The sequence below is a fragment of the Bradyrhizobium sp. CCGB12 genome (assembly GCF_024199845.1).
Taxonomy (GTDB): Bacteria; Pseudomonadota; Alphaproteobacteria; order Rhizobiales; family Xanthobacteraceae; genus Bradyrhizobium.
The window spans coordinates 5,923,527-5,938,203 of record NZ_JANADO010000001.1 but is presented as its reverse complement, the minus strand read 5'-3'; the positions used below and the strand labels follow the sequence as shown (position 1 = coordinate 5,938,203).

General features: G+C 57.1%; 15 protein-coding genes. 14 read left to right on the top strand and 1 reads right to left on the bottom strand.

The annotated features are described in order from the left end of the window. Positions 1-185 precede the first annotated feature (185 nt). The 5 genes from nifB (at position 186) to NLM27_RS27110 (ending at position 3,711) form a co-directional block, all read left to right on the top strand. Positions 186-1,742, top strand: a complete 1,557-nt coding sequence (gene nifB, locus NLM27_RS27130; protein ID WP_254146207.1) for a nitrogenase cofactor biosynthesis protein NifB — start codon at positions 186-188, stop codon at positions 1,740-1,742. A gap of 12 nt (positions 1,743-1,754) precedes the next feature. Further along, complete coding sequence (locus tag NLM27_RS27125) at positions 1,755-1,979, top strand: 4Fe-4S binding protein (RefSeq protein ID WP_254146206.1); 225 nt, start codon at positions 1,755-1,757, stop codon at positions 1,977-1,979. 806 nt (positions 1,980-2,785) lie between these two features. Next, positions 2,786-3,106 (top strand): nitrogen fixation protein NifZ, encoded by a 321-nt coding sequence (locus NLM27_RS27120; protein WP_254146205.1) that lies wholly within the window; start codon positions 2,786-2,788, stop codon positions 3,104-3,106. Next, on the top strand, positions 3,103-3,342 hold the full coding sequence (locus NLM27_RS27115; RefSeq protein WP_254146204.1) for a nitrogen fixation protein NifZ: 240 nt from the start codon (positions 3,103-3,105) through the stop codon (positions 3,340-3,342). Before NLM27_RS27120 ends, NLM27_RS27115 begins: the two co-directional genes overlap by 4 nt. 15 nt (positions 3,343-3,357) lie before the next feature. After that, entirely contained in the window at positions 3,358-3,711 is a 354-nt protein-coding gene (locus NLM27_RS27110) for a DUF3024 domain-containing protein (RefSeq protein WP_254146203.1), read from the top strand. A gap of 1,155 nt (positions 3,712-4,866) precedes the next feature. Here NLM27_RS27110 and NLM27_RS27105 read toward each other — a convergent pair. After that, positions 4,867-5,616, bottom strand: coding sequence for an OmpW family protein (locus NLM27_RS27105; protein WP_305887601.1), 750 nt, complete (start codon positions 5,614-5,616; stop codon positions 4,867-4,869). 1,108 nt (positions 5,617-6,724) lie between these two features. On the opposite strand from NLM27_RS27105, the gene nifH reads away from it, so the two are divergent. The 9 genes from nifH (at position 6,725) to NLM27_RS27065 (ending at position 14,557) form a co-directional block, all read left to right on the top strand. After that, the gene (nifH, locus tag NLM27_RS27100) at positions 6,725-7,609 is read left to right on the top strand and encodes a nitrogenase iron protein (RefSeq protein ID WP_254148938.1); all 885 of its coding nucleotides are present in this window, start codon (positions 6,725-6,727) and stop codon (positions 7,607-7,609) included. A gap of 157 nt (positions 7,610-7,766) precedes the next feature. Further along, a complete protein-coding gene (locus tag NLM27_RS27095) occupies positions 7,767-8,483 on the top strand; it encodes a nitrogen fixation protein NifQ (protein ID WP_254146201.1) in 717 nt (238 codons plus the stop codon). Positions 8,484-9,057: 574 nt separating this feature from the next. Beyond that, complete coding sequence (gene nifV, locus NLM27_RS27090; RefSeq protein ID WP_254146200.1) at positions 9,058-10,242, top strand: homocitrate synthase; 1,185 nt, start codon at positions 9,058-9,060, stop codon at positions 10,240-10,242. 246 nt (positions 10,243-10,488) lie between these two features. Then, positions 10,489-10,830 (top strand): nitrogenase stabilizing/protective protein NifW, encoded by a 342-nt coding sequence (nifW, locus tag NLM27_RS27085; RefSeq protein WP_254146199.1) that lies wholly within the window; start codon positions 10,489-10,491, stop codon positions 10,828-10,830. A 303-nt stretch (positions 10,831-11,133) separates the two neighbouring features. Continuing rightward, positions 11,134-11,259, top strand: coding sequence for a hypothetical protein (locus tag NLM27_RS43650; RefSeq protein ID WP_256570029.1), 126 nt, complete (start codon positions 11,134-11,136; stop codon positions 11,257-11,259). A 336-nt stretch (positions 11,260-11,595) separates the two neighbouring features. Continuing rightward, positions 11,596-11,802: a hypothetical protein gene (locus NLM27_RS27080; protein WP_254146198.1), complete on the top strand. Its 207-nt coding sequence runs from the start codon at positions 11,596-11,598 to the stop codon at positions 11,800-11,802. Further along, positions 11,799-12,908: an electron transfer flavoprotein subunit alpha/FixB family protein gene (locus tag NLM27_RS27075; RefSeq protein WP_254146197.1), complete on the top strand. Its 1,110-nt coding sequence runs from the start codon at positions 11,799-11,801 to the stop codon at positions 12,906-12,908. Before NLM27_RS27080 ends, NLM27_RS27075 begins: the two co-directional genes overlap by 4 nt. A 10-nt stretch (positions 12,909-12,918) precedes the next feature. After that, positions 12,919-14,226, top strand: a complete 1,308-nt coding sequence (locus tag NLM27_RS27070; RefSeq protein ID WP_254146196.1) for an FAD-dependent oxidoreductase — start codon at positions 12,919-12,921, stop codon at positions 14,224-14,226. A 37-nt stretch (positions 14,227-14,263) separates the two neighbouring features. Next, positions 14,264-14,557 (top strand): ferredoxin family protein, encoded by a 294-nt coding sequence (locus NLM27_RS27065; RefSeq protein WP_254146195.1) that lies wholly within the window; start codon positions 14,264-14,266, stop codon positions 14,555-14,557. Positions 14,558-14,677 lie beyond the last annotated feature (120 nt).

The following is a 14,677-nucleotide window of genomic DNA, read 5'->3' as shown; positions in this document are numbered from 1 at the left end:
TCCGACATATGAGTCATGGTGGCGCGTGCACAACGGAGTGGATCGCCCAAGCGAACTCATTCACAAAGACAGAAATGCCATCGTTTCCGTCTTGGCACGCGAGTTGCTCAGTCCATCCTGTCGTCGCTCGGGGCGAGGGCTTGTCGTCGTCGCCAACCTACTCAGCCAGCAGGAGAGAACTGAATATGAACGCTGTTGCCGAACCCCGAAAGAATGTCATGGCTGCGGAAGCGGGCGGCAAGATGCGGGTCATCGCTGATTACAAGGGGGGCCGAAGCTCTTCGAGTAGCAGCAAGCGGAGCTGCGAGTCACGTGCCGCGCAAGGCGATCTGCCATCTGGGATTTGGGATAAGATTAAGAACCATCCCTGCTACAGCGAAGAAGCCCATCATCACTACGCTCGCATGCATGTCGCTGTGGCGCCCGCTTGCAACATTCAGTGCAACTACTGCAATCGCAAGTACGACTGCGCCAATGAATCGCGTCCAGGAGTAGTTAGCGAAAAGCTCACTCCTGAGCAGGCGGCGAGAAAGGTAGCCGCGGTCGCCACGAGCATTCCACGGCTGAGTGTGCTCGGTATCGCCGGGCCTGGCGATTCCATGGCCAATCCGAAAAAGACATTCAAAACTTTCGAACTTGTTGCCACGGTGGCACCAGATATCAAGTTGTGTCTATCAACAAACGGGCTCGATTTGCCCGATCACGTCGACACGATATCCCGCTGCAAAATTGACCACGTTACCATCACCATAAATATGATTGATCCCGAAATCGGCGCCAGAATATATCCGTGGATCTTCTTCAACCACAGGCGATATACCGGCATCGAAGCCGCAAGAATACTCACCAATCGTCAGCTGCAGGGTCTCGAGATGCTCACGAACCGGGGCATCCTATGCAAGATCAATTCGGTTATGATCCCCGGCATCAACGACCAGCACCTCGTCGAGGTCAATAGGGCGGTCAAGTCGCGCGGCGCCTTCCTACATAATATCATGCCACTGATCTCGGCGCCCGAACACGGCACCGCATTCGGCCTCAATGGGCAGCGAGGCCCGACCGCGCAGGAGCTGAAAGCGCTGCAAGATGCTTGCGAAGGCCAGATAAACATGATGCGGCACTGCCGCCAGTGCCGCGCTGATGCAATCGGCCTTCTTGGAGACGATCGCCGCGCCGAGTTTACTACAGAGAAGATCATGGCCATGGACGTTGAATATGACCTCAAGGCGCGCAGGGCGTATCACGCCAAAGTCGAAGATGAGCGTGAAGCGCAGATCGCAGCCAGGCAGGAGGAGCTAGCAAAAATCGCTGGTGAGATGGACGAGATCAGGCTTCTGGCTGCGGTCGCAACTAAAGGTTCAGGGCTGATCAATGAGCATTTTGGGCATGCCAAAGAGTTTCAAATATACGAACTCTCGACATTGGGTGTCAAATTCGTCGGCCACCGCCGTGTCGACCTTTACTGCCAGGGCGGATATGCTGAGAACGATCGGCTTGCGAGCATCATCCGTGCCATCAACGACTGCCATGCTGTATTCGTGGCCAAGATCGGCAGCTGCCCAAAATTGAATCTGACCAATGCCGGGATCGAGCCGGTGGAAAAACACGCGCATGAATTTATTGAGAAAGCGGCGATCGCCTGGTTCCGGTCCTATCTCGATAGGGTGAAAAGCGGTGAGATCCAGCACGTCCAGCGCGGCGACGCCGCGATCCGGCAAGGGCCGCTGATCTCGGCGGCTTAGGATGTCGGACCGATGCCATTCAAGATCATTTCTGCGCAGTGTACGAGCTGCTCGGCTTGTGAATCGCTATGCCCGAACGTTGCAATCTCGGAGAAGGCTGGAAGCTTCATTATTGAGGCAAAGAGGTGCACCGAATGCATCGGCTATTTCGACGAGCCCCAGTGCGCCGCCGTCTGTCCGGTCGAAGGCACCTGCGTCATCGACACATCATTGCCGCGCTATCAAGGGCCCATCTAGAAGGGGTGTATTCGTGAGCTTCGTGTCGCGCCTCGCCGCTGAACGTCATCAGTTTCGTGGCGTACACTCGAGGACGCGTCAGGCTTGGACACGATGGTTACTCGGGACCCATCGCCAATATAGGTCCGCCGCCGTCGCCGGCCTCCGCGCAAGAACGGCGTGGAGCGCAACGCTCCAAGGCGGCTTCTATTCCACGCGTCCGCTGAAGCAGCCCTCCTGTCACGGATTTGTCGGGCACCGCTGTGCCGACTGGCCTGTTCTGCGCCAAAGCTGGCTCAAGGTCGAAGTGGCCGCCCGCCAAAAGAGGAATGTTACCCGCGAAGTTGGATCTCGCGAATCTGGTCTCGGCCAGCAAGATGGCGGTGATCGCGCTCACGCTGCTCAGCGAAGGCATGCCACGCCAAAAATCAGTTGTGGCAGCCTAGGGTCTTCGATCAGCCGGGCGAAGTGGCCGAGCAGCACATGCGCGAAGACGTGCATTGACCCAAGACCATTCCGTCGTCCTGGTTGGCACTGTACAGCCTTCATTTCTACGAGCCTCGCTGGCAACGACGTTGCGGGTCACATTGCCCGGCCATGGCGCAGGGGATCTCGCTACGATGGCTCGGCCTCGCTGATAAATGACGAGGACATCCAGGCTTGCCGCACGTCGGGTGTGAACGACCAATGTCGTCGTATTGGCTACGAAGCGGCCATGCGCACGGGGCGACGAGTTGGCATACGACATCGAGGGTAAGGACAATGTGGAGCAGGAGATCACCCGCGCTCGCGTCGTGTCCGTCCTGCAGGTCCAAAGGGAGTGATACATGAACAATGTTGTTCGGGATAATGATGTGGTCGAGCTAAGCGGGCCGCCTGCCTTCAACTTTGGCGAAAAGGTGCGAGCCCGCTGGACGATTCGAAATGATGGCACTTTTCACGGCAAGGAGATTGGCGACGTCTTGGCCAAGAAGGGAGACGTTGGTTACGTGGTGTCAATCGGCACGTTCCTGCAGCAGTTCTATATCTACGGCGTTGATTTTGTTGAAAGTGGCAACCGTGTAGGCATGAAGCGCAATGAGCTCGATCGGATCGACGCGTGCGAAGAGGGTTCCGATCTGCCGTTGCCAGAAGAGGCGGTATCATGATGGAGCCGCGCGTTCCAAAATATCGATCGGGCCAGCGCGTGAAAACCGCGGTCGATGTCATCAATGACGGCTCAGTTGAGAACGCGCCGCCTGAGGGAATCTTGGTCGGCGCGGGTGGAATCGGCGAGATCGTCAGGGTGTTGATGCATACTGAAGCGAGCGTGCCCATTTATCTCGTGGATTTCGGTGGGCGGCTGGTCGTCGGTTGTCTAGAAGAGGAAATCGTCCGGGTTTGAGCGGAGGCTCTCGCAATGAAAGTTACGAGAAAGGTGCCAGTCGGAGTGATCGTCCATCCGAACGAGCTCGATCGCAAGAGGATTGAGCGTGCCTTGGTTTCGCGCAAGTACTATCGGTACGTCTCACCGAGTGTGACTCCGGTGAAGGCTGGTTATCTTATCGAGAGCCCCTGCTGCTCGCGTAATATCGACGGGGACGGCCGCCTGATTGATGTCGCTGTATTTCATTACGAAACCGTGAGCGGAACCTGGAAGCTGTTTTTCAAGAACCATACAAGGGGCATGTGGGAATTCTACAGCCTCTACCACCGGCTGGCTTCGGCGATCGACGAATTGAACAATGACCCGGAGCGGCTGTTCTGGCGGTGATGCTCGTGAACGGTCATATAGGAGCAACAGTGGCACTCGCCACAGAGGAATTGATCGAAATCGAGCGCCTGCTCGCCTGCCGGACGACGCCGATCTGGTAGTTGGTTTGCGTCGCCATCGTTGCGCTACATCCTGATGAGCGCACCTCCGTTGTACTCGGCAGTGCTGCAGCGGCGCGGGGCGCAATCGATTGAGTCGCCCATCATGGACCACAAGGTGTTTGCCCTTCCGCAAGATAGGACGATGTCACCAAGGCATACCCTTGCTCGCACTGCTTGGCACGGGCTCCAGATCGGTGAGCGCCCGCCGAGGCTCACGCCAGATCAGTAGTTTCATATTTCCAATGCCTGTGCCAGCTCTGCTTGTCGGCTTGGCCCACGGCCGTAGCCTGCTTGCCGACCCGGGGCCATAGTTGGTGCCCTACGACAGAAACTACAGCACTGGCATGAACCGTCGATAAAGAGGGTGGCCACGAGATCGAGGTGTTCGCGGTCTGTCTAGCCGATGCGAGCGGAGCGGCATTAGCGCGATTGGTCTTTCGCAGATCGACGACATCGGCGAGAGCCGCCGCGTCCCAGTGTTGAATTCAGTACGATGTTCATCACGGAGACCAAGGAAGACTTCGCTGTCGCAGACCTGATGACGACTGGTATCTCAACATTGGAAGGTCAAACACCAATTGTCCCCAAAGCGTATATGCGCTTGATGATCACCGGATATCGCAGGAAGAAGTTAGAAGAGGCCAAAAGGGACTAAGACGACGAAAGCTCAAATACTGAAGAGCTAATGGTGGACGTCGTTTCAGGCGCCGAGGCATCTGAAACGGATGTGACCGGCGAGACCCTTGTAGCGCCACCGTCGGATGCCAGCGCACGCATCGCTGATCACCGTAGAAGGTTTCGAGGTTTAGGTCTCTCCGTGGTGGCCCGGTCCACTCGCTAGTTACCGTCATTGGTTGACCTTACAGCCAGGTGCGTACCGCGACGCAAGAAATGCCGATCACTCGTGTTGCTCGCATCCGTCAGCTTCTGCTGGTGCCGACACTGGCCGGCACCAAACGCGAACGCAAGGGCTTGAGTTTCGGGGCGGTCGAGCGAGATGACGCTTCTTTGAATCGTTGTCACGCTCGATGCTTCGATCAATCAAACGATCCCGTCAGAACTTGTATGTGATGCCGCCGCTCACCAGCCATGGGTCTATGTTGGCCTGTCCCGCGACTGGAATTGTGTTATTCACAGTCGCCGAATAAGCGGGCCTGAGCCACAGCTTCTTTACATCGAAGTTGAGGCCCCAATGACGGTCGAGCATGTAGTCGAAGCCGAATTGGATTGCCGGGGCAACCTGGTTGCTGATACGCAGATCGGTCACGGCAAGTCCGGCGAATCGCGTATTGGCAGCGGATTGGCTAAAGAATACGGTGTAATTAATGCCGGCACCGACATATGGCTTAAACGCGCCGAAATCGGTGAAGTGATATTGCAGCGTCAGTGTTGGAGGCAACAGCGAGGCTTTGCCGATATCGAGTCCATCGAGAGTTCCGGTGCCTGTGATGTGGTGCTTGGTTACGCCCAGAATGAGTTCCGCAGCAATGTTCGTAGTGAAGAAATAGGTGATATCGAGTTCAGGGATGAGTTGATCGCTGATCGAGAGGGTTGAGTTCGGCGAGGACAGGGATGGGACGCCAGCGACGTTGACCGAGCTCGCCCCGAGGTCCGGTAAAACGCCGAGTACTCGCAAGCGGATCATCCAAGGATTGAAAGCCTCGACGTGCTGCGCTCTGGTATGGAGCGTCGCTGACGCTAGATCAGCCGCCTGTACTGACATGAGGCCTCCACCGAGCGCCGCAGCCAGCACGAGAGGCGATGCGGACGTCAGAATTGTTCTTGTTCTCATCGGAATCTCCATTCCCAATCTTGCGCAACGAGTAGCGCGGCACCTCTGTGACACAAGCCGATGGCAAGGGGTTTGATGCCAATCAAACCGGGCGGCTCGTGGCACGGAATAATTGTTGACCACGATGCATGAGGATCGCCGTCGTGAGACGTGGTGGGTCTTCCATATCGCCGCTCGTCTCTATGTGTTTAAGCAGCGGCGTTCTTAAAGACAGTTTTTCATTTCATGCTCTTTCGCGATGGGCCACCACGATCTTGCTCGTCGAAATGGCGCCGCCCGTCATGCCCGCGCATGCGCAATTCGCATTGTCGCGAAGCGCAAATCCGAATTGGAGAAAGCGGGCTCATGTGAAGGCCATCACGCACGTCCGAGCGGAGGTGACCCACAGGAGGTGCTTACTTTCCGTTTTCTTCCGTCGGACCGCTAGTCGGCGCTGAAAATCATCTCACCCGGGCGGGCGCGCAGTTCATGCCGGGTTCCTCGTGCGAACAATTCGATCGAGCATCTGGTGTGCTCCGGTCTGAGCAGGAACAGCACTAGCTCATCATTGAAATTCAGCGCATCTATGCCACCCGGAGCGGCCCTTGAATAGCATCTTTCCGGGGCATCAATCTCAAGCGTCTTCGCCTTGTCATGCGGCTAAAAGTTGCGAGCCGCGCGAGGATGTGGATCCTTGCCGGCCTGAATGCCTCCGTCGGGTCATTCGTCTGCGATCACAATCCGACCTGCATTGCCGCTATCGGCAGGTCGTCGAGGACTGACTTGCGGACAATTTGGCCATTCCCGCTCCAGATCTGAGTGAACCGCACGTCAGGAAACGGCCATTCGATGCCAATCCTTGTCCGATGTCTGACTGGCGAAATGCTGTCGCGGCCAAACAGCTGGTGCAGTTCAACGGCTCGTCGGCGTTCAAAGCGAAAACGGATGCGTGAGAAGAAAGAACAAGAACTGGCACGGGGATTGCTAACCAGCATAGAGCAACACTGAGCGAGGGCTGAGTGCACGCAGACGCGCAAGACGAGCGATGCTCTCCTTCCCCCCGTGTGCCCCGTTTCTGAAAGAGAAACAAGCTCGCGCGCCCAGGCGCGCAACTTTGGCAAATCGGTTGATGGAGAGCAACATGTCTTCCCTTAGACAAATCGCATTCTACGGCAAGGGCGGTATCGGAAAGTCGACCACTTCGCAGAACACGCTGGCAGCGCTGGCAGAGATGGGTCACAAGATCCTGATTGTAGGCTGCGATCCTAAGGCGGACTCGACCCGCTTGATCTTGCACGCCAAGGCGCAGGACACGATCTTGAGCCTCGCAGCGAACGCTGGCAGTGTGGAAGACCTCGAACTCGAGGACGTAATGAAGGTCGGCTACCAAGACATTCGCTGCGTGGAGTCGGGCGGGCCTGAACCAGGTGTCGGCTGCGCTGGACGCGGCGTCATTACATCGATCAATTTCCTGGAAGAAAATGGCGCTTATGAGAATATCGACTATGTCTCCTATGACGTCCTCGGCGATGTCGTCTGCGGCGGGTTTGCTATGCCAATCCGAGAGAACAAGGCGCAGGAGATTTATATCGTGATGTCGGGTGAGATGATGGCGATGTATGCCGCCAACAACATCTCCAAAGGCATTCTCAAATACGCCAACTCCGGCGGTGTGCGGCTCGGCGGTCTGATCTGCAATGAGCGACAGACCGATAAGGAGTTGGAATTGGCCGAGGCGCTGGCCAAGAAGCTCGGGACCCAACTGATCTACTTCGTGCCTCGCGATAACGTCGTACAGCATGCGGAGCTACGCCGCATGACGGTGCTGGAATATTCGCCAAACTGCGCGCAGGCCGATCACTATCGCAATCTCGCGACCAGGATCCATAACAATGGCGGCAAGGGCATCATCCCGACTCCCATTTCCATGGACGAGCTCGAGGATATGCTAATGGAGCACGGAATTATGAAGGCGGTCGACGAATCTATCGTCGGCAAGACCGCCGCCGAGCTCGCGGCCTCGTAAAGGGCGCGGGTCGCGGCCTCGCAAGGGCACGCGACGGATGCCGGTCCCCCTATTTCCCCCTTCCCGGGGGACCGGCATTTCGATCAGAGATCTCGATCGGGATAAGCGTCGTGTGATGAGAAGCGGCGTATCCGACTGCTGTTGAACCTCGCGAACTATGGTCGAAGCGCAATTCTTTTCCTTCGTGGCGGCCCATCCCACCGACGCGACTAGTCAAGCGCATCGTGGAGCTACGGTCTATCGCCTGCTCACGGGGGTGTTCCCCGCAGAGGCCCATATTGCGAGTGACACCAATTTCGACCGTCATGTGCTAGCGTCGATCCTTGCGGCTGCCGCGATGGATGGTGGTCTAGTCCCCGGCAACGCCGGCCTGTCCGGCCAGGAGCTCGCCTTATTGCTGGAGCACTGCTTCCCGGCGGTTGAGATCAAAGCCGATAAGCAGCTTTTGCATTTCAAGGGCGATGAGGACGAGGAGGTCGCAATGATTCGTGATCTCCTACTTGGACAACAATCGACCAAAGGCAGGATCAGCGGGTGGCTTGCTGCGATGGTTGCACGTCGGGCCATTGAGCCGAATCACCTCTGGGAAGATCTCGGATTGCGTAATCGCGGGGAGCTCTCTCGCTTGCTTAGCCGTCACTTCGCGCCGCTCGCCGCGCGTAATATCAATAATATGCGATGGAAGCGTTTCTTCTATCGGACGCTGTGCGAGAACGATGGCCTCGTGATGTGCACCGCGCCTGTGTGCACGCAATGTAACGAATTCAACGTCTGCTTTGGTGCTGAAAGTGGCGAGAGCCGGATGGCAGAGCGCCGGCGCGACGTTTTACGACAGGGGGCGCCCAGTTCGGTCACGGATAGCAGAACTATTTGATGCGCATCTTGACTTCTTTTCGCTTCGCGGCGTTGTCCCGTAACGATGTGCTAGGATGAAGCTAAAAGGGACGCTACCGCGGACGCGAACGTTTTCATCGGCGTGCGTTGCCGCTGCGAGCGAGTGTTAACGGGTTCAGCACCTTGCCGTAGACGACGGTCTAGAAAATCGCGCAACGTCTGGCTGGCGGCCTGCTTTCCATCTACAGTACGTTAGCCTGCCGAAGCGGCTACCTTGCGATCGATCAGGTCTCAAGCAGCGCACAGGTTGACGCCAACACGACGTTTAGTTTCGTATCACTGGTTGATCGACGAGCGTCTATCGTGAAATGCGCAAACCCGTTCTCGAGAATCGAAGTTGCATGAGAGGGGACCCCAGCCGTTAAAGTATTTCCTCACCGTCCGTACGGCAATTGCCCGTGCGAACGAGAATTGTGAGGCGCAATTTTAGTGCTGTTGTATTTACAACAATGTGTTCGCAGCGAAAATAGCGGGTTTGCAGGGCGTTAGGTCGCTACCGGAATGGCACGCGGGTTGCAAAACCGACCTTGGTCAAACAAAACAAGGAGCTGCTCATGATCGTCGCCACTGCTGGCCAACGGTCGTCCGAGACGGCATCGGCTAAGCCAATCGTGCTCAACGACACGACATTGCGCGACGGCGAGCAGGCCCCCGGGGTTGCGTTCACGGTTAAGGAAAAGCTGGCGATCGCGCAAGCGCTTGCGCGAGCCGGCGTTACTGAGCTTGAAGCGGGAACGCCGGCCATGGGCGGGGACGAGGTCGCTGCTATTCGCGCGATTGTCGAAGCGGGTCTTCCGCTCACCGCTATCGGTTGGTGCCGAATGCGTGAAGCCGATGTGGACGCGGCAAAGGAGGCGCGCGTCTCAATGGTCAATATTTCGATCCCCGCCTCAGATATTCAAATCGCGGCCAAGATTGGCAGCGAGCGTGAATTTGCGCTTGAAAAGGTCAAGCGCGTGGTTGGTTATGCCCGCGAGCGGGGACTAGAGGTCGCGGTCGGCGGTGAGGACTCTTCTCGCGCCGATGTTGATTTTCTCATTCGCCTGATTGCCACGGCTAAGGCCGCGGGCGCCCGTCGCTTTCGCATTGCCGACACGCTTGGTGTACTAGATCCGGATTCCACCAATGCGCTTGTCAAGCAGTTGCGTGCGGCCACCGATCTTGAGCTTGAGTTCCATGGTCACGACGATCTTGGGCTCGCGACCGCCAACACGCTCGCTGCCATTAATAGCGGCGCGAGCCACGCATCGGTGACCGTCATCGGGCTTGGAGAGCGTGCGGGCAATGCGCCGCTAGAGGAAGTCGCAGTCGCACTCAAGCAGCTGTACGGACGTCAAACTGGCATCCGACTGCCGGAACTCGAGAAGGTCGCGGCGGTGGTCGCAGCTGCGGCTTTACGTGCGATTCCTCTGAACAAGGCAATCGTGGGTGAACATGTGTTCACCCATGAATCCGGCATTCATGTCGACGGCCTGTTGAAGGACAAACGCACCTATCAGTCGCTTGATCCCGGTCTGCTTGGTCGCTCCAACCGGTTTGTGATGGGCAAGCATTCAGGCCTTTCAGCGGTCACCTCGTTGCTTGATGAATTGCAGCTTTCGGCCAGCGCCGATGAAGCAAGACAGATCCTTTCGCGTGTGCGCAAGCATGCCGTTGAGCACAAGCGGGCGGTTCAGAGCGAGACCTTGATTGCGATCTGGCGCGACGTTCGCGAACGCTCGTTGATCCATGACGTGTAAGGAGCGCGTGTCCAGCATGCCGTCTCAAATTCGAGGTACCTGGGGGATGTGTTGGAAAATCGCGCGCACTTTCACCAGAAGCCGGAGCCTGTCCGCGCCGTCATTGCCAAGCTGCCATAGCTGCGAGAGTTTCTGCAGCGCGGTTTGGCCATACATAGGCGACTGCGAGGAGGGACACCTCGATTATCAAGCTGAGGCCTGCCGCGACCAGACAGGCCACGCCGCTGACCGAATGGAGAGTTTTCGATGAGCGACAAGCCAATGACAGCCGTTATCCTGGATCGGCTCAAAAAGGCCTCTTCTGCGGAAGAGTTTTTTGCACTGCTTGGGGTCGATTATGATCCAAAGGTCGTCAATATCGCACGCCTTCATATCTTAAGGCGCATGGGCCAATATCTCGGCAGGGAACAGTTTGCCGACGCTACGGAAGCGGAGATCACAGCTCGATGCAAGACGATGCTGGAGCGAGCCTACGCCGACTTTGTGGCGTCCTCACCGATTGACCAGCGTGTGTTCAAAGTCTTGCAGGATGCAGTCTCAGAGCCCAAGAAGCCGGCGGCGTTCGTGCCTTTGAGTGAGCTGAAGTAGCCTATTGCATGTCCCATTATCGATTGCGCTGGTTGTCACAACCAGCTGCGCGGAGTTTGTCTTCATTCCGATAGCCTCTGCACCAATGGGCAAAGCGGCAATGTCGGATATCAGACGATATCCGGAGTTGTCGCATCTGCCGTGCTCATGATGTCGCTGTCGACTTATCTCAAGTCATTGTTCTCGCTTTTGATTCTCGATGGTAATTTCAACTGGTACGACATTTGCTGTCCTCCTGCACCAGCGTCAGAGACGCCGAATTTCCATGCTGCTGTCCGGGGATGAGGTTTGGAGGAAGAACCAATGACGTTGCCTATGTTGTACACCGCGCTTGCCGTCACCATGTGGGCCTCGCTCGTGGGCATGCTCGAGATTGACCTGGATTCTGTTGAGGCCGGCATTGGCCGAAAGGTGCCGGTCAATGGGTAGCTCGCGCGTAGAGACCACATCGGGACTGGGCATGCAGGCAATCGCCCGCGTCACCCACATCCGCGTCCACACAATCACCGGCAGTAATTCGCGTCTGCACGGTCGCCCGAAAGTATGGGCTAGCGCGAGTTTCTCACGCTGGAGCCGCGCATGAACTGCATTACTCGTTCAATGCCGGCTGCAGCGCCAAGGCCGGAGTGCACATGCCGCTCAAAGAATGGATCTGTCTCGTCCGCAGTGCTGGAAAGAACGATCAAAAAACGTTGCGGTGCTATGGCCGACGCTCCGCGGGGAGTGCCTAAGCTAGCTGTTAAAGGAAGTGCGCAGGAGGCCAGCATGGAGAACGTCGTGACCAAGGTCCTGCGCGGCATGTGGGCGCTGGTCAAGCGGCGCTTTGTACCCTGCACTATGAATGCGGGAGCTGACAGGACCCGACAAGCAACGCGGCAGTTGCTGATCGGACCTATTGTCGACAATCAATTCACGCTGGAAAGCGATTTGCGCCTGAGGTGCGCAGGTCCTGAGGGGAATTCAAGGGTATGACGAACGTTACCAATGCCGTGGTGCCGGCCGGGTCCGGCCGGGCTGCAGCCAGAAGAGAACTGCCGGAGCACTTTAAGGCCTATAAGCATGTTTGGGTCTTCGTCGAGCAGGAACGCGAGCAGGTGCATCCCGTCTCCTGGGAGCTTATGGGTGCGGGCCGCAGACTTGCTGACAAGTTGAAGGTTGATCTTGCAGCCGTAGTAATCGGTCCAGAAGGTGAGGCCTCCCGTAACGCCGCACTTGAGTCCTTCTGCTACGGCGCCGATCTGACCTATCTCGTGACCGACAATGTGCTATCGGAGTATCGCAACGAATCCTACACCAAGGCGCTAACCGAACTGGTCACCAAGTACAAACCCGAAATCTTGCTGCTGGGCGCCACAACCCTTGGCCGCGATCTCGCCGGTTCTGTAGCGACAACGCTGCTGACAGGTCTGACCGCCGACTGCACGGCTCTTGATGTTGACGCGGATGGCTCGCTTGCGGCTACACGTCCGACCTTCGGCGGCTCTTTGCTTTGCACGATCTACACCTTGAACTACCGGCCGCAAATGGCAACGGTTCGACCGCGCGTGATGCCAATGCCTGATCGTGTCATTCGCGATGCCGCTCGCATCATTATCCATCCACTTGGTCTAATTGAGGATGATATCGTTACCAAAGTGCTCTCGTTCATTCCGGACCGCGATTCCGAAACATCCAATCTGGCCTATGCCGATGCGGTGGTTGCCGGAGGCTTGGGATTGGGATCGCCGGAGAACTTTCAGTTGGTCCGCCAACTCGCCGTAGTGCTGGGAGCCGAGTACGGTTGCTCGCGTCCTTTGGTGCAAAGGGGGTGGGTTACGTCCGACCGGCAGATCGGGCAGACTGGAAAGACCATCCGGCCAAAGCTGTATATCGCAGCTGGCATTTCCGGGGCGATCCAACATCGGGTCGGTGTGGAGGGCGCCGATCTAATCGTCGCCATCAACACTGACAAGAACGCGCCGATCTTCGACTTCGCCCATATCGCGATCGTTCACGATGCTGTGCATCTACTGCCGGCGCTGACCGCCGCATTTCGAGCGCGGCTTCTTCCGAATTCGCGCGCCCGGATTGCGAGCTAAAGAGGTTGTCATGATCGATGAGAGGTTCGACGCAATCGTGGTCGGCGCAGGCATGGCTGGCAACGCGGCGGCGCTGACCATGGCACGGAGCGGTATGAAGGTGCTACAGCTCGAGCGCGGCGAGTATGCGGGTTCGAAAAACGTGCAGGGCGCAATCCTCTACGCGGATATGATGGAAAAGCTGATTCCGGACTTTCGGGAGGAGGCGCCGCTTGAACGTCATTTGGTCGAGCAGCGCTTCTGGATGATGGATGACCGCGCGCACGTCGGCATGCATTACCGCTCTGACGAGTTCAACGAAGAACGACCGAACCGCTACACCATCATTCGCGCGCAGTTCGACAAATGGTTCTCGTCAAAAGTACGCGAAGCCGGAACGACTGTTCTGTACGAGACCACAGTCACCGAACTTGCACGGGACAGCCGTGGAAAGGTGATCGGTGTGCGTACAGATCGTCAAGACGGCGAAGTACATGCCGACGTGGTCGTGTTGGCCGAAGGCGTTAACGGCCTGCTGGGGACGCGCGCGGGGTTACGTGAGCGGCCGACACCCGACAAGGTTGCACTCGCGGTAAAGGAAATGCATTTCTTGCCGCGGGAGACGATTGAGGCTCGTTTCAATCTCAAGGAGGACGAAGGGGTAGTGATCGAGGCAGCGGGTACGATCTCCCGTGGCATGACGGGCATGGGCTTTATCTATGCCAACAAGGAATGCATTTCACTGGGCATGGGTTGTCTTGTCTCCGACTTCCGGCGTACAGGCGAAACGCCGTACGGGTTGCTCGATCACTTCAAAAGGCACCCATCTGTGGCGCCTCTGATCGTCGGCTCCGAGGTCAAAGAATATTCGGCGCATCTCATTCCTGAAGGCGGATATAAGGCAATCCCGCAGCTCTATGGCGAGGGCTGGCTGGTGGTTGGCGATGCGGCGCAGCTCAACAATGCTATTCATCGCGAGGGCTCCAATCTCGCCCTGACATCAGGTCGCATCGCCGCCGAAGCAATCGTCCACGTCAATTCGCGGCGCGATCCCATGACGGGGACAAATCTATCACTCTACAAGAAGATGTTGGACAATTCTTTCGTCATGAAGGACCTCAAGAAGTACAAGGACCTACCGAAACTGATGCACACAAACTCGGAAAATTTCTTTCTCACCTACCCGCAGCTCGTCTCCAGGGCGATGCAGAACTTTGTACGCGTGGATGGTACGCCCAAGATCGAGAAAGAGAGGGTGACGGTGAGATCCTTCGTGAAGGCACGGTCGTGGGTAGGTCTGTTCAGCGATGCGTGCCGTCTTGCTCGTGCGTGGCGCTAACAAATCAGAAAATGAAGCGGATCTAAGGAGTTAACGCATGACTGAATCGTCCGTGCGTGTCGAGGACAAGCTATACTACAACCGATATCTTGTCGACGTAGGTCGCCCCCACGTCAAGGTGCGCGCGCACAACACTCCCTCGCAGCAGCTAAGAGCGCTTTTGAAGGCTTGCCCTGCCCGCTGCTACGAACTCAATGAGACGGGACAGGTCGAAGTAACTGTCGACGGCTGCGTCGAATGCGGCACGTGCCGCGTGATCGCTGAGCCTAGCGGCGACATCGAATGGAATTATCCGCGTGGCGGATATGGAGTACTGTTCAAGTTTGGGTGAGATTTAATGAAAAATTTCGGTGATCGACCGCTGGAAAAAGGGACCTCGCCGCAAGTCCTGTTCGCGCTCTTGCATGGGATTTAAGTGCGAGCGGCCTTGAATGTAAGGTGAGGCCAAGTC

Coding starts and splice junctions, on each gene's coding strand:
- nifB (WP_254146207.1), top strand. CDS start 186: ATGAACGCTGTTGCCGAACCCCGAAAGAATGTCATGGCTGCGGAAGCG.
- NLM27_RS27125 (WP_254146206.1), top strand. CDS start 1,755: ATGCCATTCAAGATCATTTCTGCGCAGTGTACGAGCTGCTCGGCTTGT.
- NLM27_RS27120 (WP_254146205.1), top strand. CDS start 2,786: ATGAACAATGTTGTTCGGGATAATGATGTGGTCGAGCTAAGCGGGCCG.
- NLM27_RS27115 (WP_254146204.1), top strand. CDS start 3,103: ATGATGGAGCCGCGCGTTCCAAAATATCGATCGGGCCAGCGCGTGAAA.
- NLM27_RS27110 (WP_254146203.1), top strand. CDS start 3,358: ATGAAAGTTACGAGAAAGGTGCCAGTCGGAGTGATCGTCCATCCGAAC.
- NLM27_RS27105 (WP_305887601.1), bottom strand. CDS start 5,616: ATGGAGATTCCGATGAGAACAAGAACAATTCTGACGTCCGCATCGCCT.
- nifH (WP_254148938.1), top strand. CDS start 6,725: ATGTCTTCCCTTAGACAAATCGCATTCTACGGCAAGGGCGGTATCGGA.
- NLM27_RS27095 (WP_254146201.1), top strand. CDS start 7,767: ATGGTCGAAGCGCAATTCTTTTCCTTCGTGGCGGCCCATCCCACCGAC.
- nifV (WP_254146200.1), top strand. CDS start 9,058: ATGATCGTCGCCACTGCTGGCCAACGGTCGTCCGAGACGGCATCGGCT.
- nifW (WP_254146199.1), top strand. CDS start 10,489: ATGAGCGACAAGCCAATGACAGCCGTTATCCTGGATCGGCTCAAAAAG.
- NLM27_RS43650 (WP_256570029.1), top strand. CDS start 11,134: ATGACGTTGCCTATGTTGTACACCGCGCTTGCCGTCACCATGTGGGCC.
- NLM27_RS27080 (WP_254146198.1), top strand. CDS start 11,596: ATGGAGAACGTCGTGACCAAGGTCCTGCGCGGCATGTGGGCGCTGGTC.
- NLM27_RS27075 (WP_254146197.1), top strand. CDS start 11,799: ATGACGAACGTTACCAATGCCGTGGTGCCGGCCGGGTCCGGCCGGGCT.
- NLM27_RS27070 (WP_254146196.1), top strand. CDS start 12,919: ATGATCGATGAGAGGTTCGACGCAATCGTGGTCGGCGCAGGCATGGCT.
- NLM27_RS27065 (WP_254146195.1), top strand. CDS start 14,264: ATGACTGAATCGTCCGTGCGTGTCGAGGACAAGCTATACTACAACCGA.